Source organism: Thermopolyspora sp. NPDC052614 (assembly GCF_040678635.1).
In the GTDB taxonomy this organism is placed as follows: Bacteria; Actinomycetota; Actinomycetes; order Streptosporangiales; family Streptosporangiaceae; genus Thermopolyspora.
The window spans coordinates 180,698-201,490 of the sequence record NZ_JBFATZ010000009.1 but is presented as its reverse complement, the minus strand read 5'-3'; the positions used below and the strand labels follow the sequence as shown (position 1 = coordinate 201,490).

At 70.8% G+C, this 20,793-nt stretch carries 14 protein-coding genes and 3 riboswitches; of the genes, 5 read left to right on the top strand and 9 right to left on the bottom strand.

Features of this window, described 5'->3' with window-relative positions; all coding sequences use genetic code 11:
• Positions 1 to 421 precede the first annotated feature (421 nt).
• The 3 genes from AB0K60_RS20940 to AB0K60_RS20930 are packed head-to-tail and all read right to left on the bottom strand — an operon-like array spanning position 422 to position 3,323.
• Positions 422 to 1,243, bottom strand: a complete 822-nt coding sequence (locus tag AB0K60_RS20940) for an ABC transporter ATP-binding protein (protein WP_364057254.1) — start codon at positions 1,241 to 1,243, stop codon at positions 422 to 424.
• Positions 1,216 to 2,304 carry an iron ABC transporter permease gene (locus AB0K60_RS20935; RefSeq protein ID WP_364057252.1) on the bottom strand — a complete coding sequence of 363 codons (1,089 nt, stop codon included), beginning with the start codon at positions 2,302 to 2,304 and terminating at the stop codon, positions 1,216 to 1,218. Before AB0K60_RS20935 ends, AB0K60_RS20940 begins: the two co-directional genes overlap by 28 nt.
• The gene (locus tag AB0K60_RS20930) at positions 2,301 to 3,323 is read right to left on the bottom strand and encodes an ABC transporter substrate-binding protein (RefSeq protein WP_364057249.1); all 1,023 of its coding nucleotides are present in this window, start codon (positions 3,321 to 3,323) and stop codon (positions 2,301 to 2,303) included. The genes AB0K60_RS20935 and AB0K60_RS20930 overlap by 4 nt, the downstream gene beginning before the upstream one ends.
• 202 nt (positions 3,324 to 3,525) lie before the next feature.
• Positions 3,526 to 3,650: riboswitch (cobalamin riboswitch) on the bottom strand.
• A 202-nt stretch (positions 3,651 to 3,852) separates the two neighbouring features.
• Positions 3,853 to 3,993, top strand: a riboswitch (cobalamin riboswitch).
• A gap of 116 nt (positions 3,994 to 4,109) precedes the next feature.
• Between AB0K60_RS20930 and metE the strand changes: the two genes are divergently transcribed.
• A complete protein-coding gene (metE, locus tag AB0K60_RS20925; protein WP_364057246.1) occupies positions 4,110 to 6,335 on the top strand; it encodes a 5-methyltetrahydropteroyltriglutamate--homocysteine S-methyltransferase in 2,226 nt (741 codons plus the stop codon).
• Between the two features lie 207 nt (positions 6,336 to 6,542).
• Here the strand turns inward: metE and AB0K60_RS20920 are convergent, their stop codons facing one another.
• From AB0K60_RS20920 to AB0K60_RS20905, 4 genes are all read right to left on the bottom strand, one after another.
• Complete coding sequence (locus AB0K60_RS20920; RefSeq protein WP_364057243.1) at positions 6,543 to 7,538, bottom strand: ribonucleotide-diphosphate reductase subunit beta; 996 nt, start codon at positions 7,536 to 7,538, stop codon at positions 6,543 to 6,545.
• 26 nt (positions 7,539 to 7,564) lie between these two features.
• Positions 7,565 to 9,970 carry a ribonucleoside-diphosphate reductase subunit alpha gene (locus AB0K60_RS20915; RefSeq protein ID WP_364057240.1) on the bottom strand — a complete coding sequence of 802 codons (2,406 nt, stop codon included), beginning with the start codon at positions 9,968 to 9,970 and terminating at the stop codon, positions 7,565 to 7,567.
• A 131-nt stretch (positions 9,971 to 10,101) separates the two neighbouring features.
• Positions 10,102 to 10,308: riboswitch (cobalamin riboswitch) on the bottom strand.
• Positions 10,309 to 10,410: 102 nt separating this feature from the next.
• Complete coding sequence (locus AB0K60_RS20910) at positions 10,411 to 11,079, bottom strand: response regulator (protein ID WP_364057237.1); 669 nt, start codon at positions 11,077 to 11,079, stop codon at positions 10,411 to 10,413.
• On the bottom strand, positions 11,076 to 13,652 hold the full coding sequence (locus AB0K60_RS20905; protein WP_364057629.1) for an ATP-binding protein: 2,577 nt from the start codon (positions 13,650 to 13,652) through the stop codon (positions 11,076 to 11,078). The genes AB0K60_RS20910 and AB0K60_RS20905 overlap by 4 nt, the downstream gene beginning before the upstream one ends.
• Positions 13,653 to 14,047: 395 nt before the next feature.
• Between AB0K60_RS20905 and kdpF the strand changes: the two genes are divergently transcribed.
• The 4 genes from kdpF to AB0K60_RS20885 are packed head-to-tail and all read left to right on the top strand — an operon-like array spanning position 14,048 to position 18,815.
• Positions 14,048 to 14,137, top strand: a complete 90-nt coding sequence (gene kdpF, locus AB0K60_RS20900; protein ID WP_364057234.1) for a K(+)-transporting ATPase subunit F — start codon at positions 14,048 to 14,050, stop codon at positions 14,135 to 14,137.
• A complete protein-coding gene (kdpA, locus tag AB0K60_RS20895) occupies positions 14,137 to 15,798 on the top strand; it encodes a potassium-transporting ATPase subunit KdpA (RefSeq protein WP_364057231.1) in 1,662 nt (553 codons plus the stop codon). Before kdpF ends, kdpA begins: the two co-directional genes overlap by 1 nt.
• A gap of 59 nt (positions 15,799 to 15,857) precedes the next feature.
• Positions 15,858 to 17,933 carry a potassium-transporting ATPase subunit KdpB gene (gene kdpB / locus AB0K60_RS20890; RefSeq protein WP_364057627.1) on the top strand — a complete coding sequence of 692 codons (2,076 nt, stop codon included), beginning with the start codon at positions 15,858 to 15,860 and terminating at the stop codon, positions 17,931 to 17,933.
• Positions 17,934 to 17,936: 3 nt separating this feature from the next.
• Positions 17,937 to 18,815, top strand: coding sequence for a potassium-transporting ATPase subunit C (locus tag AB0K60_RS20885; RefSeq protein ID WP_364057228.1), 879 nt, complete (start codon positions 17,937 to 17,939; stop codon positions 18,813 to 18,815).
• A 62-nt stretch (positions 18,816 to 18,877) separates the two neighbouring features.
• Here the strand turns inward: AB0K60_RS20885 and prfH are convergent, their stop codons facing one another.
• Positions 18,878 to 19,486 carry a peptide chain release factor H gene (gene prfH / locus AB0K60_RS20880; RefSeq protein ID WP_364057225.1) on the bottom strand — a complete coding sequence of 203 codons (609 nt, stop codon included), beginning with the start codon at positions 19,484 to 19,486 and terminating at the stop codon, positions 18,878 to 18,880.
• Positions 19,483 to 20,637, bottom strand: a complete 1,155-nt coding sequence (locus tag AB0K60_RS20875) for an RNA ligase RtcB family protein (protein WP_364057222.1) — start codon at positions 20,635 to 20,637, stop codon at positions 19,483 to 19,485. Before AB0K60_RS20875 ends, prfH begins: the two co-directional genes overlap by 4 nt.
• Positions 20,638 to 20,793: the final 156 nt, after the last annotated feature.

The following is a 20,793-nucleotide window of genomic DNA, read 5'->3' as shown; positions in this document are numbered from 1 at the left end:
GCAAGTGATATGCAGTTGCTAGTCTATGGCAACTACTGAAGCACGGAAGCGTCGCGACTTCAAGGAATTGATTTTGGAAGCGCTGCGCAGTAGTCGCATTTGATCCCGTCAGGCACCCGGCGATGAAGGCAGCATGTGGTGCGCCGAAATGCCAGTTTCGGCTCGGCGAGCGTACCCTTTTCGGCCGGCCCGCTGCGGCCGAGCAGCCCGCTCGTCCGTACCCGGAGTTCACGTTGCGCCGGCCGCTCGCGCCGCCGCCATGAACAGTAATGAATGACCCGAATGCGGCCAAATCGCCAAAGGATGCGGCGATCGTTTCCGGAGGCGCCGGTCGAAACCATTACCTGGTCGCGGGACTCCAATTCCTTTGAAGCGCGTGACGACAACACCGGGACGGCGTCCGGCCAATCGCGCGGGGTCTTCAGTTCGCGGCGTCACCCCCTCCGGTTTTCACAATCACATGGGGGATGCCGGTCTCCGGATGCGGGGTGACCTCGGCCTCGACCCGGTAGACGTCCGCGAGCAGGGCGGGCGTCAGCACCTGGCGCGGGGTGCCAAGCGCCACCACCTCGCCGCCGTGCATCACGCAGATCCGGTCGCAGAACGCGGCGGCGAGGTTGAGATCGTGCAACGCGACCACCGTGGTGACCCCGAGCCCGCGCACCAGACGCAGCGCGTCGAACTGGTGGCGCAGGTCCAGATGGTTGGTCGGCTCGTCCAGCACCATCGTGCCCGGCCGCTGCGCCAGCGCCCGCGCGATCAGCACCCGCTGCTTCTCGCCGCCCGACAACCGGTCGAAGGGCGCATAGGCCAGCCCGGCCACGTCGAGCCGTTCCAGGGCCTCGGCGATGATCGTCCGGTCGTCGGCGTCGTCGCCGGCGAACGCCCGCTTGTGCGGGGTGCGACCCATGGCCACCACGTCGTAGACGGTCAGGTCGAAGTCGCCGCCGGTCTCCTGCAGGACCGCGGCCAGCCGCCGGGCCAGCCACCTGCCCGGCATCCGCCACACGTCCTGCCCGTCGAGCAGCACCCGGCCGGAGGTGGGCCGCCGGGCCCGGTAGAGCGTGCGCAACAGAGTCGACTTGCCCGCGCCATTGGGACCAACCAGCCCGAGCACCTCACCAGGCGCCACGTCCAGGCTCACCCCGCGCACGAGATCCTTGCCGCCGACGCGCACCGACACCTCTCGTACGGCCAGCTCGGCCGCCCGCGCCGTCACCGCGCCCGCCTCCTCATCAGCCATAGGAAGAACGGCCCGCCGACCAGGGCCGTGACGATCCCCACCGGGATCTCCTCGGGCGTGATCAGAGTCCGCGCGAACAGATCCGCCAGGATGAGGAACGCCGCCCCGAGCAGCGCGGTGGCCGGCAGCGCCCGCCGATGGTCGGCGCCGACGAGCAACCGCACCACATGGGGCATGATCAGCCCGACGAACCCGATGGTCCCGCTAACCGCGACGACGGTCCCGATCACCATGGCGACCAGCACGAACAACGCCGCCCGGAAGCGGTGCACGTCCAGTCCCAGCGAGGCGGCCGCCTCCTCCCCGGCCAGCAGCAGGTTCAGCGGACGGCTGACGCCGAGGAGCACGGCGGTGCCCAGCAGGACGGCCGCAGCGGGCACGCCCACCATCGCCCAGGTGGTGCCCGCCAGGCCCCCGAGCATCCAGCGCACCGCCGACTGCGCCTTGTGCGGATCGCCGGAGGTCACCACCAGGAAGCTGGCGACGGCCGACAGCACCTCGGCGGTCGCCACCCCGGCGAGCACCAGCCGCACCGTCGTCATCCGCCCGCCCGACCTGGCCAGGAAGTAGACGGCGACCAGCGCGGCCAGCGCCCCGGCGAACGCGGCGAACGGCAGCGAGAACGCCCCGAACAGCGTCAGGTTGAACACCACCACGCCCACCGCACCGACGCTGGCGCCCGAGGAGACGCCCAGCAACATCGGATCGGCCAGCGGGTTGCGCACCAGGGCCTGCAGCGCCATCCCGCAGACCGACAGGCCCGCCCCGATGACCCCGCACAGCAGCACGCGCGGCAGCCGCACGTCCATGACGATGGTCTCCCGCACCGGGGTCCAGACCTGGTCGGCCAGCGCCGGATGGATACGGTGCAGCAAAATCCCCCACACCTGCCCGGCCGGCAGGCTGATCGACCCGGCCGCGATGCCCGCCGTGCCCGCCGCGGCCAGCAGCAGCACGAGCAGCCCGATCACGAGCGGATACGGCGGCCCCGGCCGCCGCGGCGGCAGCGCGACGGCGGCCGGCGCGTCGACGCCCCGCGCCGCCTCGGTAAGCTCACTCACTTGAACTTGTCCGCGTGGATCTGGCGGGCCAGCGAGTCCACCGCCGACGGCACCCGCACGCCGAGCACCGCCGACGACAGCGGCAGCACCGCGAACCGCTCCTCCTTGATCGCCGGTACGTCCGCGAGCGCCGGATTCGACAAGAGGAACTTCTTCTTGTCGGCCACCGGCTGGTCGCCGTAGTCGTAGATGACGATCCACTCGGGCGCCCGCTCGGCCACCTGCTCGAACGACACGTCGCCCCACGCCTTATCCACGTCGGCGAACACGTTCTCGGCGCCCGCCGCCTTGATGATCTCGTTGCCGATGCCCTTGCCGCCGGCGGTGAACGCGGTCTTATCACCGCTGTCGTAAACGAACAGCTTGACCGGCGTCACTCCGGCGAGCTTCTCCTGGACCTCGCTCAAGGGGGCGCGCAGTCGTGCGATGAGCTTCTCGGCCCGATCCGGCACGCCGAAGATCTTGGCGACGTTGCGGATCTCCTGGTCCATCATGGGCATGGTCACCGGGCCGCTCGGGCACTCCTCGATGTTCAGGTAGGTCTTGATGCCGGCCTTGCCCAGCGCGTCACGAGCGCGGCCCTCCTTCGCGTCGAAGGCGCTGGCGAAGCCGCCGTACACGAAGTCGGGCTCCTCGGCCAGCAGCGCCTCGTAGGAGGGGTTCTCCTTGGCCAGCACCTTCACGCCGTCGTACGCCGCCTGGTACTCGGGCAGAATTTTGTCGTCGAGGTAGGCGGTGCCGATCATCGACTGCTCCAGGCCGAGCGCGAGCATCACCTCGGTGGCGTGCTGGTTGATCGACACCGCCCGCCGCGGCGGACTCTCGTACGTTGTGGTGACACCGCAGTTGTCGATGGTGACCGGGAATCCCGCGGCAGGCGCGGAGTCCGTGGCCGGGGCGGTCGCCCGGCCGGTGGTCGCGTCATCAGTGGGAGCGGCTCCGCAGGCGGCGACCAGCGCGGCGGAGATGAGAGCGGACAGCAGGGCGAGCAGCAGGGACAGGGGACGTCTGCCCGTCATGGACGGTTCCTCTCACGGGATGTGCACAACGGGGCGGCACTACCGGCATGCGGGGGGAGTCGCACGACGAAGGCCACCGGGCGCCCGCCCATGCGGCAACCGCGCGCCACGGGCACATGGCACGTTCCCTCGGCTCGTCGGGCACGCCGATCCGCTCCTCTCCGGGGAGATCCGCCCCAGTTCATTGAGGAGGCGACCGCGTGAGTCTCCTGGCTCTCGGGTCGATGCTCGTCCCCGCCTTCCCACCCCCAGGGGCAGTGGCTCAGTGGGGATCCGCTCGCCGATCACAGTGGCGGGACCGCGCCGGTCTCACACCGGCTTCCTCGTCCGCGCTCGCCTTTGCGCCATCATGACACGAGGGCCCTTCCGCCACCAGCGGCGGATCGGCCGTCCGGTCCGGGGCCGGCGGCCCTGTCGCGCGGCGGCGATCAGGCGGCGCTTCGGGCCAGGCCGATGTCGCCGGGCCGAATCGGGGGGTTATGCTGGCGGCGCGGTTGGTTCGCCCGGCGCCGTGCGGCGGCGGGCGTCGTAAGAGGGAACCCGGTGGAATTCCGGGACTGCCCCGCAGCGGTGAGTGGGAACGACCGCCGTCATGAGCACTGGACGGGATGTCCGTCTGGGAAGCGACGGCCAGTAGGAACGAGCACGACGCCCACGAGTCCGAAGACCTGCCCGCCGCCCGTGCGTCCCGTGTGGCGCGCGGTGGTCCATGGTCTCGCGGGAGGACCGGTGGCGGCCTTTCCCGATGCCTGTGGACCGGCATGGCACAGTCGAGGGAAGGACGCCATGAGTCAGGTCACCACGACCGTTTTGGGGTATCCCCGCATCGGCACCGGCCGGGAGCTGAAGCGGGCGATCGAGGATCACTGGGCCGGTCGCGCCGACGCCGGTCGGCTGGAGGAGGTCGCCGCCGAGGTGCGGCGGCAGATGTGGCGACAGATGGCCGAAGCCGGGCTGGACGCCGTCCCGTCCAACGTCTTCTCGCTGTACGACCACGTGCTGGACACCACCGTCATGCTGGGCGCGACACCTGAGCGGTTCGCCGGCCTGGACGACCCGTACTTCGCGATGGCGCGAGGGACAGACGGGGTGCCGCCGCTGGAGATGACCAAATGGTTCGACACCAACTACCACTATCTGGTCCCTGAGCTGGGGCCTGCCACCCGGTTCCGGCCGGACTGGCGCAAACCGCTGAGCGAGTACGCCGAGGCCGCCGCGCTGGGGATCCGGACCCGCCCGGTGCTGGTCGGCCCGCTGACCTACCTGCTGCTGGCCAAGCCGGCCGTGCCGGGATTCGCCCCGCTGGAACTGGTGGACGAGCTGACGGAGGTGTACGCCGAGCTGCTGGAGCGGATGTCCGGCGCCGGCGTGGCCGAGGTGCAACTGGACGAGCCGGTGCTGGCCGCCGACCGTACCGCCGGGGAACTGGCCGCGCTGCGGCGCGTCTACCGGCGCCTGGGGGCGCTGCCCAGCCGGCCACGGCTGCTGGTGGCGACATACTTCGGCGAGATCGGCGACGCGCTGGAGGTGCTGGCGAGAACCCGGGTGGAGTCGATCGGCCTGGACTTCGTGGCGGGGCCGGGCAACCTTGAGACGCTGGCCGCGGCGGGCGGCCTGCCGGGCAAGACGCTGGTCGCCGGGGTCGTGGACGGCCGCAACGTGTGGCGGGCCGACGTCGACAGGGCGGTGTCGTTGTGCGCGACCCTGCTCGGGCTCACCGACCGGCTGGTGGTGAGCACCTCCTGCTCGCTGATGCACGTCCCGCTGGACCTGGACGCCGAGACGGGCCTGGACCCGCGTCTACGGGAGAGGCTGGCCTTCGCCCGGCAGAAGACCGCCGAGGTGACGGCGATCGGCCGGGCGCTGCGCGAAGGGCACAGAACGAGACCCGCGACGCGGGTGAAGCGCGTCGTGGACGCGCGGGTGCGGGCTCGGCTGGAGGCGCTGGGACAGGGCACGTCGCGCTCCCCGTTCGAACGTCGCCGTGCCGCGCAGCGGGCCGGTCTGGGCCTGCCCGTCCTGGCCACCACGACCATCGGGTCGTTCCCGCAGACCGGCGACGTCCGGCGGGCCCGCGCCGAGCTGCGGGCCGGAACGATCGACCAGGCCGAGTACGAGCGGCGGATGCGCGCCGAGATCGACCGGGTGATCGCCCTTCAGGAGGACGTGGGTCTGGACGTGCTGGTGCACGGCGAGCCGGAACGCAACGACATGGTGCAGTACTTCGCCGAGTTGCTCGACGGCTACGCGACCACCGAGCACGGCTGGGTGCAGTCCTACGGCACCCGGTACGTGCGCCCGCCGATCCTGCACGGCGACGTCTCCCGGCCCGCGCCCATGACGGTGAAGTGGGTCACCTATGCGCAGTCCCGTACGAAACGACCGGTCAAGGGCATCCTGACCGGCCCGGTGACCATGCTGGCGTGGTCGTTCGTCCGCGACGACCAGCCACGGGCCGACACCGCGCGGCAGGTCGCGCTGGCGCTACGCGACGAGATCCGCGACCTGGAGGCCGCCGGGATCCGCATCATCCAGGTCGACGAGCCCGCGCTGCGCGAGCTGCTCCCGCTGCGCCGGGCCGCCCACCGGGACTACCTCGCCTGGGCCATCGGCGCGTTCCGGCTGGCCACCGGAGGCGTCGCCGACACCACCCAGATCCACACCCACATGTGCTACGCCGAGTTCGGCGAGATCATCGACGCCATCGGCGAGCTCGACGCCGACGTCACCAGCGTCGAGGCGGCCCGCTCCCGCATGGAACTGCTGGACGAGCTGCGCTCTGCCGGCTATCGGCGCGGCATCGGGCCGGGGGTGTACGACATCCACTCCCCCCAGGTGCCGACGGCCGAGGAGATCGAGGCCGCGCTGCGCACCGCCGTCGCCTCGGTGGACCCCGGCCTGCTGTGGGTCAACCCCGACTGCGGCCTGAAAACCCGCGGCTACGCCGAGACCGAGGCCGCCCTGCGCACCATGGTCGATGTAGCCCGCCGCCTGCGCGCCGAGATCCGCTGAGCCTCCGGCGTACGGCCGCGGCGACCCGAGCCGCGGCCGTACGGCCCCCCATCCCATGCCGTTCGGCGGAGGAGAAGAGGAAAACCCTCCATGTCATCCTCTGTGACCTCGCTCCAGCCGGGCCGTGCTCAGCGGCACACGCCGAGCCATGGCGATCGGCGGGACGCGGGCCCCGGGCCGCGCCGGCCCGGGGCCCGCCCCGTGATATCAGAAGTCGGAGTCGAAGCTGACCGAGCCGGTCACCCCCACCTGGTACGCCGAGACGCGGCGTTCGAAGAAGTTCGACAGCTCCTGGACGTCCTGCAGTTCCATGAAGGCGAACGGGTTCTTCGACCCGTACAGCGGCTCGATGTCGAGCTGGGCCAGTCGGCGGTCGGCCACATGCTCCAGGTAGGAGCGCATGTCCGCGATCGACATGCCCGGAACGCCCTGGCCGAGCAGGTCCTCGGCGAACTGGGCCTCGCACGCCACCGCCTCGGCGAGCATCTGTCTGACCTGGCCGGCCATCTTCTCGTCGAAGAGGTCCGGCTCCTCCTGGCGTACGACGTCGACCACGTCGAAGGCGAAGGCCATGTGCATGGACTCGTCGCGGAAGACCCAGTTGGTGCCCGAGGCCAGCCCGTTCAGCAGGCCGCGGGAGCGCAGGAAGTAGACGTAGGCGAAGGCGCCGTAGAAGAACAGGCCCTCGATGCAGGCGGCGAAGCAGATGAGGTTGAGCAGGAAGGCGCGGCGGTCGTCGCGGGTCTCCAGCCGCCGCAGGTCGCCGATGGAGTCGATCCAGCGGAAGCAGAACTCGGCCTTGCGCCGGATGGAGGGGATGTTCTCCACGGCCGCGAACGCCTCGAAGCGCTCCCGCTCGTCGGGGACGTAGGTGTCGAGCAGGTTCAGGTAGAACTGGACGTGCACGGCCTCCTCGAAGAGCTGCCGCGACAGGTACAGGCGTGCCTCGGGGGCGTTGATGTGCTGGTAGAGGTTGAGCACCAGGTTGTTGGCGACGATCGTGTCGCCGGTGGCGAAGAAGGCGACCAGGCGGCTGACCAGGTGGCGTTCGGCCGGTGACAGTTTCGGCAGGTCCTTGAGGTCGGAGTACAGGTCCACCTCCTCCACGGTCCAGGTGTTCTTGATCGCGTCGCGGTAGCGGTCGAAGAACAGCGGGTAGCGCATGGGGCGCAGGGTCAGGCTCATGCCAGGATCGAGCAGCATCAGGGTCTCCGAACGGTCGCGGCGGGTTACTGGCAGGCTTCGCAGGACTCGGGGTTCTCCAGCGAGCAGGCGAGGGCGTCCTCGGACTTGTTCGCGACGGGGACGGTGGCCTGCTGAATGCGGGTGGCCGGGCGCGAGCGCAGGTAGTAGGTGGTCTTCAGCCCGGACTTCCAGGCGTACAGGTACATCGAGGAGAGCTTGTCGATCGTCGGGGCGCTCATGAAGAGGTTGAGCGACTGGCTCTGGTCGATGTACGGCGCACGCGCGGCGGCCATGTCGATCAGCGCGCGCTGCGGCAGCTCCCACGCGGTGCGGAACAACCGGCGCACGTCCTCCGGGAGCTCGGCGATGCCCTGCACCGAGCCCTCGGCCTGCTTGATGGCCGCTCGGACGCGCTCGTTCCACAGGCCGCGCGTCTTGAGCTCGGCCACCAGCGCGTTGTTGATCTGCAGGAACTCGCCGCTGAGGGTCTCACGTTTGAAGAGGTTGGACACCTGCGGCTCGATGCACTCGTAGGCGCCGACGATCGAGGCGATGGTGGCGGTGGGAGCGATCGCGATCAGCAGCGAGTTGCGCAGGCCGTGGGCGGCGATCCGCTCGCGCACCGCGTTCCAGCGCTCGGTCTGGGTGCCGCTCTCACCCCAAAGGTCGTGGTGGAGCCGGCCGCGCGCCGCCCACGTCTGGTCGTAGGCGGGGTGGGCGCCGAAACGCTCGGCCAGGGCGGCGGAGGTCTCCAGCGCCGACAGGTAGATCTCCTCGGAGACGCGGGTGGACAATTCCTTGGCCTCGGGCGAGTCGAAGGGCAGGCGCAGCGCGAAGAAGACGTCCTGCAGGCCCATCACGCCAAGCCCGACCGGCCGCCAGCGCGGGTTGGACGCCGCCGCCTGCTCGCTGGGGTAGTAGTTGATGTCGATCACGCGGTCCAGGAAGGTGACCGCGGTGCGGACGGTGGCGCGCAGCCGCTCCCAGTCGACGCCCGCCGTCCCGGAGCCGACGGTCAGGTGCGCGGCGAGGTTGACCGAGCCGAGGTTGCAGACCGCGGTCTCGGCGTCGCTGGACACTTCGATGATCTCGGTGCACAGGTTGGACAGGTGCACCACGTTGCCGGGCTCGGCCGCCTGGTTGCACAGGCGGTTGGCGGCGTCCTTGAAGGTCATCCAGCCGTTGCCGGTCTGGGCGAGGGTGCGCATCATCCTGGCGTACAGGTCGCGGGCCCTGACCTGCCGGACGTACCGTCCCGCCTGCTCGGCGGCGCGGTAGGCCTCGTCGAACGCCTCACCCCAGAGGTCGGGCAGTTCGGGGAGCTCGTCGGGGTCGAACAGCGACCACACGCCGTCGGCCTCGACGCGGCGCATGAACTCGTCGGGGATCCAGTTGGCCAGGTTGAGGTTGTGGGTACGGCGGGCGTCCTCGCCGGTGTTGTCGCGAAGCTCCAGGAACTCCTCCACGTCCGGGTGCCAGGGCTCCAGGTAGACGCAGGCCGCGCCCTTGCGGCGCCCGCCCTGGTTGACGGCGGCCACGGAGGCGTCGAGGGTGCGCAGCCACGGGACGATGCCGTTGGAGTGGCCGTTGGTGCCGCGGATCAGCGCGCCCCGGGAACGGACCCGGGACCAGGCGATGCCGATCCCGCCGGCGAACTTCGACAGTTGCGCCACCTGCGCGTAGCGCTCGTAGATGGAGCCGATCTCGTCACGGGGCGAGTCGACCAGGTAGCAGGACGACATCTGGGTGTGTCGCGTGCCGGAGTTGAACAACGTCGGGGAGCTCGGCAGGTAGGCCAGCGACGACATCAGCCGGTAGAAGCCGATGGCCTCGGCGGGCGTCTCGGCCAGCCCGCACGCCACGCGCAGCAGCCAGTACTGCGGCGTCTCCACCACCAGCCGGGTGGACGGATGCCGCAGCAGGTAGCGGTCGTAGACCGTGCGCAGCCCGAAGTACTCGAACCGCAGGTCGGCGGAGAGGTCGATGGCGTCGTCGAGCTTACGCGCGTTGGCGGCGACGAACGTCGCGGTCTCGTCGCCGATGAGCCCCTCGGCGTGGCCCAGCCGGATCGACTGGCTGAAGGAGGCCACCCCCTGGCCGCGGACCTCCTTGTCGATGTAGCCGGACAGCAGCCGCGCGGCCAGGCGCGAGTACTGCGGTTCCTCGCCGATCAACTCGGCGGCCGTCTGGATCGACAGCCGGTCCAGCTCGGCGGTGGTGGCCCCGTCGTACAGGCCGCTGATCGTCTTGGTGGCCACCCGCATCGGGTCGATGTCGGTCAGATCGTCGGCCCAGCGTCCCACCGCACGTACGATCTTGTTGACGTCGACCGGCTCGGTCGTGCCGTTGCGCTTGCGCACGTGCATCTGGACCCGCCGCGGCGCGGGCGCGGCGGGATTCTCCGGCGTCGCCTCGGCCGGGTCGGTGGTCGGATCCCCGGTGACCGTCACTGCGCTCTCCCCTCGTGAACTCGGTCATGACCGAGAACACGCGCAGGAGGCTCCGGCAAGGGACCGCACAGCCCTCGCGCCCGGTGCCGTCGGCCGTCCCGCGCGGCCTCGGAGCCACCGCACACGGTGGATCGTGTACGGCCGCGGCCGGCAGGTCTTCGGACTCGTGGGCGTGCTGCTCGCTGCCTACTGGCCGTCGCTTCCCAGGCCCTTGGCCCAGTGCGTTTGACGGCGGTCGTTCCCACTCACCGCTGCGGGGCAGTCCCGGATTTCCACCGGGTTCCCTCTTGCCTCGGCCACCCTGGCTGGGTAACCGAACCGGCTGCAGGGAACACCATATATAGAGCTGATCTGAAAAGTCACACCCAACATCTCGTGGTGCGAAGCGTGTCACACACGGTGTCGTCCGGCGGAGCCGACAGCGGAGCCGAGCGGGGAGCTCAGGGAAGGAATCGGTACCCCATTCCCGGCTCGGTGATGAGATGACGGGGACGGGCCGGATCCCGCTCCAGCTTGCGCCGGAGCTGGGCCATGTACTGCCGCAGGTAGTGCGACTGGCGGACGTACTGCGCTCCCCATACCTCGGTCAGCATCTGCCGCTGGCTGATCAGCTTGCCCGGGTTGCGGATCAGCAGTTCGAGCATGTGCCACTCGGTGGGCGTCAGCCGTACGCCGCCGGAGACCGACTTGGCCACCAGGTCCACCAGGTGGTCGCCGATCTGGACCCGCGCCGTCTCGGCCTCGGTCATGGCGGCGCGGCGGGACACCGCGCGCACGCGGGCCAGGAGTTCGTCGATGCCGAACGGCTTGGTGACGTAGTCGTCGGCGCCGGCGTCCAGGGCGTCCACCTTGTCCTGGCTGCCCGCGCGGCCGGAGAGCACGACGATGGGGACGGTGCTCCAGCCGCGCAGCCCGTGGATGACGTCCACGCCGTCCATGTCGGGAAGGCCGAGGTCGAGCAGCACGAGGTCGGGGTGGGTGTCGGCGGCCTTGCGCAGCGCCGCGGCGCCGTCGGCGGCCACCTCCACCTCGTAGTGCCGGGCGGCGAGGTTGATCCGCAGCGCCCGCAGGATCTGCGGCTCGTCGTCCACGATCAGGATGCGGGTCACGCGGACGTCCGCCCCCGCTCCGCCTCTTCGGCGACCGCCTCGTCGGCGATCGGCAAGGTGAGGATCATCGTCAGCCCTCCGCCAGGGGTCTCCTCCGGCACCAGTGTGCCGCCCATCGCCTCGGTCAGCCCGCGGGAGAGCGCCAGGCCCAGGCCCACGCCCACATGGGTGTCCCGGTCGCCGAGCCGCTGGAACGGCAGGAAGATCCGCTCGTGCGCCTCCGGTGGGACGCCCGGTCCGCGATCGATGATCCGGATCTCCAGGTGGGCGCCGTGCCGGCTCGCGGTGACCAGGATGCGGGTGTCCTGCGGCGAGTAACGCACGGCGTTGGACATCAGGTTGACCAGCACTCGCTCCAGCAGCACCGGGTCGGCCAGCACCTCGGGCAGGTCCATCGAGACCTCGGTCAGAATCCTCCCCCGCGCCGTGCCCAGATCGTCCGCCGCGCGCGGCACGACCTCCTCAAGCGCCACCGGCTGCCGGGCCGCTCCGAGCACGCCGGCCTGCAACCGGCTCATGTCCAGCAGGTTCGCGACCAGCCGGTCCAGCCGGCCCAGCGACTCGTCGGCCGTCGCGAGCAGTTCCTCCCGGTCGTCGGGCGACCAGTCGACATCGCGGGCGCGCAGGCTCTCCACGGCGGCTTTGGCCGAGGCCAGCGGCGTACGCAGGTCGTGGCTGACCGCGGCAAGCAGCGCCGTGCGCATCTTGTCCGCCTCGGCCAGCGGCCGGGCCTGCTCGGCCTCCCGGGCGAGGCGTTCCTGGCGCAGGGCCACGGCCGCCTCGGCGGCGAACGCCTCCAGCACCCGCCGGTCCGACGCCGCCAGCAGCCGCCCCCGCGCGGCCAGCATCAGATTGTCGTCGATGACCACGTCGGTGTCGCCCGCTCCGGGGGACGTGCACGGGGGGCCGCCGGACGTGGCCACGATCCGCCACGCGTCGGGGTCGGACTGGTCGTCCGGCCCCTGCACCGTGCCGGGCCTGCGCTCCAGCAGCGTCACCGAGGCCAGGTTGAACGTCTCGCGCATCCGGTCCAGCAGCGAGGACAGGGCCGCCTCGCCGCGCAGCACGTGCCCGGCCAGGGTGGACAGCAGTTCGGCGTCGGCGGTGGCGTGCGCCGCCTCCCGGGTACGCCGGGCGGCCAGATCCACGATCGCGCTCACCGCCGCGGCCACCACCACGAACACGATCAGCGCGAAGAGGTTGTCCGGGGCGGCGATGGTGAACTCGTGCAACGGCATGGTGAAGAAGTAGTTCAGCAGCAGTGAGCCTCCGATCGCGGCGGTCAGCGCCGGCCACAGCCCGCCGGCCAGTGCGACGCCGACCACGAGCAGCAGGAACATCAGGATCTCGCTCGGCAGCGCGAGCACGTCCCGGAACGGCAGGAGCGTGGCCGTCAGCGCCGGGGCGCCCGCCAACGCCACCGCCCAGCCGACGGCGCGCCGCTTGCGCGTCAGCGCGGCGCGCGAGCGGGACCGCCTGCGCCGTCCCTGCCGCGCCTCGGGATGCGTGACCATGTGCACGTCGATGGGCCCGGATCTGGCCGTCGTCTCCACACCCACGCCCGGGGCGAGCACCTGGGCGAACCGGCCGCGCCGGGAGGCGCCCAGCACGAGCTGGGTGGCGTTGACTCCGCGGGCGAAGTCCAGCAGGGCGTCCGGGACGTCGTCGCCGACGACCTGGTGGTAGGTGCCGCCCAGGCTCTCCACCAGGGTGCGCTGGCGGGCCAGGTCGGCGCCGTCCCCTCCGCCGGACAGGCCGTCGGATCGGGTGACGTGTACGGCCAGCAGGTCGGCCCCCTTGGTGCGCGCGGCGATCCGCGCCGCGCGACGGATCAGGATGTCGCTTTCCGGCCCGCCGGTCAGCGCCACCACCACCCGCTCGCGGGCCTCCCAGGTGCCGCCGATGCCGTGCTCGGCCCGGTAGCGTTCGAGCTGCTCGTCGACTCTTCCCGCGACCCACAGCAGGGCCAGCTCGCGCAACGCGGTCAGGTTTCCCACCCGGAAGTAGTTCGACAGGGCGGCGTCCACCTTCTCCGGCGTGTACACGTTGCCGTGCGCCAGCCGCCTGCGCAGCGCCTCGGGCGACATGTCCACCAGCTCGATCTGATCGGCGCGGCGCACCACCTCGTCCGGCACCGTCTCGCGCTGCGGCACCCCGGTGATCCGTTCCACGACGTCGTTGACCGACTCCAGGTGCTGGACGTTGACGGTGGAGATGACGTCGATGCCGGCGTCCAGGATCTCCTCCACGTCCTGCCATCGCTTGGCGTTGCGCGCGCCGGGCACGTTGGTGTGCGCCAGCTCGTCGATCAGCGCGATCCTGGGCCGGCGGGCGATCACCGCGTCGAGGTCGAGTTCGGTGAAGGTGGCGCCCCGGTGGACCATGCGTCTGCGTGGGATGGTCTCGATGCCCTCCAGCAGGGCGGCGGTGTTCGCCCGTCCGTGCGTCTCCACGAACCCGGCCACGACGTCCCGGCCCCGGCGCAGGGCCCTGCGGCCCTCGCTCAGCATCGCGTAGGTCTTGCCCACTCCGGGCGCGGCCCCCAGATATATCCGCAACCGCCCGCGCGCCAACGCGATCACCAGCTTCCAGCCCGGCACCTCGCCATCCACTGACCGTTGGAACAGTGGTATATGACCAGGAAATCCGGGAGCCGACCGTTCAGGACATTCTTGACGCGTTCTCTACGCCTATCACCCTGATTTTTACGTCTTCCATACGCCCTCCGCTGGACCGACGGCGTGCGTCGGCCGTGTATGGGCGGCGTCAAAATTCGCTCCATCACCGTAGAGAACCCGTCAAGATCCCCCACATCACCACTCAGGCCGTATTTCATCTTTTCGACGGCCGGCGAATCCGCCGGTGACGGCAGAACGTGAGGAGTGGGGATGGCCGACGTCATCTTCGTCGCCCTGACAATCGCGATCTTCGTGATCCTGAGCCTCGCCGTACGGGCGGTGGAGCGGCTATGAGCGCCGTCAACGCCGTCGGCCTGATCGTGGTCGTGTTGTTGGTGATCTTCATGGTCGCCGCCCTGCTGTTCCCGGAGCGTTTCTGATGAGCTCGACGACGGCGGGACTGCTGTTCATCGCCTCCCTCATCCTCGCCCTGGCGGCCACGCACCGGCCACTGGGGGACTACATGTACCGCGTCTACACCGGAACCCGGCACCTCGCCGCCGAGCGGGTGATCTACCGTCTCATCGGGGTGCGGCCGGACGCCGAACAACGCTGGAGCGGGTACGCGCGCAGCGTGCTGGCCTTCTCCGCGATCTCCATCCTGTTCCTTTACGCCTTCCAGCGGCTGCAGGACAAGCTGATCCTCAGCCTGGGATTTCCCCCGGTGACCGACCACATCGCCTGGAACACGGCCGTCAGCTTCGTCACCAACACCAACTGGCAGGCCTACTCCGGCGAGTCCACCATGGGCCACCTGGTGCAGATGGCCGGCCTGGCGGTGCAGAACTTCGTCTCCGCCTCCGTCGGCATCGCGGTGGCGATCGCGCTGGTGCGGGGCTTCGCCCGCAGCCGCACCGATGAGCTGGGCAACTTCTGGGTCGACCTGGTCCGCGGCACCGTGCGCGTTCTGCTGCCCATCGCCTTCGCCGGCGCCCTCATCCTGGTCGCCGGCGGCCTGGTGCAGAACTTCACCGGCCCGCACGAGATCACCACGCTCACCGGCGGCACCCAGAACATGACCGGCGGGCCCGTGGCCGGCCAGGAGGTCATCAAGGAACTCGGCAACAACGGTGGCGGCTTCTACAACACCAACTCCGCCCATCCATTCGAGAACGCCACCAACTGGACCAACTGGTTCGAGATCCTCCTCATCCTGCTCATCCCCATCGCGTTGCCGCGCACCTTCGGGCGCATGGTGGGCGACCGGCGGCAGGGGTACGCGATCGTCGCGATCATGGGCGTGCTCGCCTTCACCGGCATCGCCGTACTGACCGCCCTGGAGATCGCGCACGGCGGCACCGTGCCGCAGGCGGTCGGCGCGGCGATGGAAGGCAAGGAGGTGCGCTTCGGCGTGCCCGACTCGGCCACGTTCGCCGCCTCCACCACCCTGACGAGCACCGGCGCGGTGAACTCCTTCCACGACTCCTTCACCGCCCTGGGCGGCATGGTGGCGATGGTCAACATGATGCTGGGCGAGGTCGCACCCGGCGGCGCCGGCGCGGGCCTGTACGGCATGCTGGTCCTGGCCGTGATCACGGTCTTCGTGGCCGGGCTGATGGTCGGCCGCACCCCCGAGTACCTGGGCAAGAAGATCGGCGCCCGCGAGATCAAGCTCGCCTCGCTGTACTTCCTGGTCACTCCGGCCCTGGTGCTCACCGGCACCGCGCTGGCCATGGGCTCGCCGGAGCAGCGCGCCGGCATGCTCAACTCCGGCCCGCACGGCTTCTCGGAGGTCCTGTACGCCTTCACCAGCGCCTCCAACAACAACGGCTCGGCCTTCGCCGGCATCACCGTCAACACCCCCTGGTACGACACCGCGCTCGGCCTGTGCATGGCCTTCGGCCGCTTCCTGCCCATCGTCCTGGTGCTCGCGCTGGCCGGCTCGCTGGCCCGCCAGGCACCGGTACCGGCGTCGGCGGGCACGCTGCCCACCCACCGGCCGCAGTTCGTCGGCATGGTGATCGGCGTGACCGTGATCCTGGTCGCGCTCACCTTCCTCCCGGCCCTGGCGCTGGGCCCGCTCGCAGAAGGGCTCCTGTGACAATGTCCACACCCGTGCAGGAGGCTCCGGCCCGGCGCGCGGCCCAGCGGGTCCAGCGGATGGGCGGCGGCCTCCTCGATCCCCGGCAGCTCGTCCGCTCGCTTCCCGACGCGGTGCGCAAGCTCAATCCCGTCACGCTGTGGCGTAATCCGGTCATGCTGGTCGTGGAGGTCGGCGCGGCGTTCACCACCGTGCTCGCGATCGCCGACCCGTCGTTCTTCGCCTGGGCGCTCGTGGTCTGGCTCTGGCTGACCGTGATCTTCGCCAACCTCGCCGAGGCGGTCGCCGAGGGCCGGGGCAAGGCCCAGGCCGCCACGCTGCGCGCGGCCAAGCGCGACACCGTCGCCCGCCGGCTGCTCAGCCGCGACGACCCGGATCGGTGGGAGGAGGTCGGCGCGACCGAACTGCGTCAGGGCGACGTCGTCGTGGTCACGGCGGGGGAGATCATCCCCGGTGACGGTGATGTGGTCGACGGCATCGCCAGCGTGGACGAATCCGCCATCACCGGCGAGTCCGCCCCGGTCATCCGCGAGTCCGGCGGCGACCGCTCCGCCGTCACCGGCGGTACCAAGGTGCTCTCGGACCGGATCGTCGTCCGGATCACCCAGAAGCCCGGCGAGAGCTTCATCGACCGGATGATCTCGCTGGTCGAGGGCGCGAACCGGCAGAAGACCCCCAACGAGATCGCGCTGAACATCCTGCTCGCCGCCCTGACGATCATCTTCCTGGTGACGACGGCGACCATGCAGCCGCCGGCCGTCTACGCCAAGGCCACCAATCCCGGCGTACCGGACTCGCTCGCCCTCACCGCCGACGGCGTCACGGGCATCGTCCTGGTGTCGCTTCTGGTGTGTCTGATCCCGACCACGATCGGCGCGCTGCTGAGCGCGATCGGCATCGCCGGCATGGACCGCCTGGTCCAGCGCAACGTGCTGGCCATGTCCGGCCGCGCGGTCGAGGCCGCCGGCGACGTCAACACGCTGCTGCTGGACAAGACCGGCACCATCACGCTCGGCAACCGTCAGGCGTCGGAGTTCCTCCCCGTCCCCGGCGTCCCGGCGATGGAACTGGCCCGAGCCGCCCAGTTGTCGAGCCTGGCCGACGAGACCCCCGAGGGCCGCTCCATCGTCGTGTACGCCAAACAGGCCTACGGCCTGCGCGAACGCGAGCCGGGCGAACTGTCCCGGGCCACCTGGGTGCCCTTCACCGCGCAGACCCGGATGAGCGGCGTCGACGTGGACGGCCGTCAGGTGCGCAAGGGGGCGGCCACGGCGGTGATGAAGTGGGTACGCGACCGCGGCGGCCACCCCACCGACGACGTCGGCCACCTGGTCGACGGCATCTCCGCCTCCGGCGGCACCCCCCTGGTGGTCGGCGAGATCGACGGCGGCGTCGCCCGGGTGCTGGGCGTGATCCACCTCAAGGACGTGGTCAAGGCGGGCATGCGCGAGCGCTTCGACGAGATGCGCCGCATGGGCATCCGCACCGTCATGATCACCGGGGACAACCCGGCCACCGCGAAGGCCATCGCCCAGGAGGCCGGCGTGGACGACTTCCTCGCCGAGGCCACTCCCGAGGACAAGCTCGCCCTCATCAAGCGGGAGCAGGAGGGCGGCCGGCTGGTCGCGATGACCGGCGACGGCACCAACGACGCCCCCGCCCTGGCCCAGGCCGACGTCGGCGTCGCCATGAACACCGGCACCTCCGCCGCCAAGGAGGCCGGGAACATGGTCGACCTCGACTCCAACCCGACCAAGCTCATCGAGATCGTAAGGATCGGCAAACAGCTCCTCATCACCCGCGGCGCGCTGACCACCTTCTCCATCGCCAACGACATCGCCAAGTACTTCGCGATCATCCCGGCGATGTTCGCCGCGGTCTATCCGGGCCTGGACACGCTCAACATCATGCGCCTCACCAGCCCGCAGTCCGCGATCCTCTCCGCGGTCATCTTCAACGCGATCGTCATCGTCGCGCTGATCCCGCTGGCGCTGCGCGGCGTGCGCTACCGGCCCTCCGGCGCCGCCAGGCTGCTGTCGCGCAACCTGTACCTCTACGGGCTGGGCGGCATCATCACCCCCTTCCTCGGCATCAAGATCATCGACCTGGTCATCCAGTTCCTTCCGGGAATGTGAACGATGCACCGTCTGCCAAGCTGGATCCGCCTGCACCTGGCCGCGCTGCGCGCGCTCCTCGTCCTCACCGTGATCACCGGCGTGGCGTACCCGCTGCTCGTCACCGCGGTGGCACAGGTGGTGTTCCACGACAAGGCCAACGGCTCACCCGTCGGCAAGGACGGCAGGACCGTGGGCAGCGCGCTGGTCGGCCAGCCCTTCACCGACTCCGGGGGCAACCCCGTCAGAACCTACTTCCAGAGCCGCCCCTCGGCGGCCGGCGACGGCTACGACATGCTCTCCACCGCCGCGAGCAACCTCGGCCCCGAGGACGTCGTGGACACCCTGCCGGTGCCCGGCGCCACCGACGACGAGGGCAACCCCGACAAGGGCAAAAAGTCGCTGCTCACCCAGGTCTGCGCCCGCTCCAAGGCCATCGGGGAACTGGAGGGCGTCTCGGGCGCCCGGCCGTACTGCACCCCCGACGGCGTGGGGGCGGTGCTGAAGGTCTTCCCCGCCGTCGGCACCCCCGCCCGAGCGGTCAGCGTCAACCAGGCCTGCCCGGCCACCCCGTTCATCGCCACCTACCAGGGCGTGACCGTAGAGTGCGGCAAACCCGGCGAAGACTACTCGGCCGGGCGAACGGTGCCGGTACGCGGCACGGCGACCGCCGTAGTGCCCCCCGACGCGGTCACCGCCTCCGGCTCCGGCCTGGACCCGCACATCTCCGTCGCCTACGCAGACCTGCAGGCCCCCCGCGTCGCCCGCGAACGCGGCCTGCCACTCGACCGGGTCAAGGCCCTGATCAGGGACAACACGACCGGCCGCACCCTGGGCTTCATGGGCGAGCCCGCGGTTGACGTCCTGCGTCTCAACCTCGCCCTGGACGGCGCCAAGGACTGACCGGCGCAGGCGCGGTCCGCCGCACGGCGGCTCCCGGGTACGCGGGATGGAACGGCTTCGGGCTACGGGCGTTCGACGCGGGTGGGGTTGCCGCGGATGAGGTCGTCGTGGATGCGCCAGCGGGTGGTGGTGACGGCGCGCTCGGCCGCCTCGTTGTCGCGTTCGACGCGCTCGCGCAGCAGGCGCAGGGCGATGCGGCGGTTGAGGCTGAACTGCCGTTCGGTGTCGACCACGACGACGATGCCCGAGGGACGGTGGGTCGCCCGCGCCGCCGTACTGGCCTTGTTTCGGTGTTGGCCGCCGGGGCCGCCGGTGCGGCAGGCGACGACGTCGACATCCGCTTCCGAGAAGGTCGTGCGCGGGGCGTCGATCTGGCAGGGCTGGGCGATGATGTACCAGTTCTTCCGGCCGGTGCTCGACCGGTAGGGGCTGGGGGCCTGCCAGCACAGCGTGCCGGTCCACGAGGCGGCGAACGGCTCGGCGGCCTCTCCGGTGATCTCGATCAGGACCGAGCGGTAGGTGCCGGGGCGGTCCGCCGGGACGGTCTCGATTCGGCGGACGTTCAGCTTCCGCCGGTTGGCGTCGGCTTCCAGGCGGCGCAGCAGCCGGGCCAGCGCCCAGGCGCACTCCTGCGGGCCGCGCCCCGCCGACAACAGCAGGTGGACGCTCACGGCCGCCCCCGACCGCGGCGCTGGTCCCGGTGGTCCCGGTGGCCCCGGTGGTCGCGCCGGGGCGTGTCGGCGAGCTCGGCCGTCTTGTAGGTGACCAGGGGAACCGTGGTGGCCACGGGGGTGGCCAGGTCGTGCTCGACGAGGTCGTCGATGACCTGCTCGATGCGCTTGTACGCCGACGGCGCCTCCTCGAAGAGCAGCTGGCGGTCGCCGCACACCACCAGCGAGCCCACCGGCGTACGGCGCAGCTCCTCCACCGTGTGCTTGGCCCGGCCCCGGCGCAGGGCGTCGGCGCGTGACATCTTGCGGCCCGCGCCGTGCGCCACCGAGTGGTTGGCCTCCGGTCCGGCGTGGGCGGCCACGAGGTAGGAGGGGGTGCCGCGGGTGCCGGCGATCAGGACGTCGCGTCCGTCGCCCGGCGCCGCCCCCTTGCGGTGCAGGTAAACGCCGTCACGGACCTCGACCAGGTTGTGGCACTGGTCGACGAGCGGCTCGGTGGGCTCCGCGCCCAGGGCGTAGGCGACCCGGGCGGCGAGCAGCCGCCGGTTGAGCGATCCCCAGCGCACGGCGTCGTCGTGCGCTGCCAGGTAGGCGGCGGGATCCTGGGCCGGGCCCGCGCCGTGGACCTCGGTGTGCGCCCGCAGGATGCGTTCGCCAAGTCCCCGGGAGCCGCTGTGGACGACGAGGACCAGGTCGCCAGCGGCGAGCCCGAGGCGGCTCGCGTGCTCCGGCTCGAAGACGGTGCCGATGCGCGCCAGCTCGACGAAGTGGTTGCCCCGTCCGACCGTCCCGAGGCCCTCGACGTACCCGGCGGGGATGTCGCCCTTCAGGACGCTCCACGCCGGGTCGTCGTCCTCGGGGTCCAGCGCACGGTCCAGGTCGGGGAACCGGGCGGCGAGCTTCTCCGGTACGGCGCGCTTGAGCTTGATGGGGAAGACGGCGATGCCGCAGCCGATGTCGGAGCCCACCAGGAACGGGTACAGCACGGTCGACGTCATGGCCGCGCCGATGGGGGCGCCCTTGCCGGGATGCAGGTCCGGCATGCCGGCGACGTGCACCATGCCGTCGAGGGCGGCCACCTGGTGGCACTGCGCGACGGCGTCGGACTCGATCCAGCTTGTCGGTGACGCGAACACGGTGACTGTGGACAAGAACGCTCGCTTCGCTGTGGAGGGCATGCGGGGACGGCGCTCCGACGCGCGCCTGCGCCCTGGTATCGCGAACGGCGCCGCGCTGGTCGTCAGAACATCACGGGACACCACGTTCCTAGAGCCCGTTGGGACGAGGCAAGCGATTTTCGGCAGGCT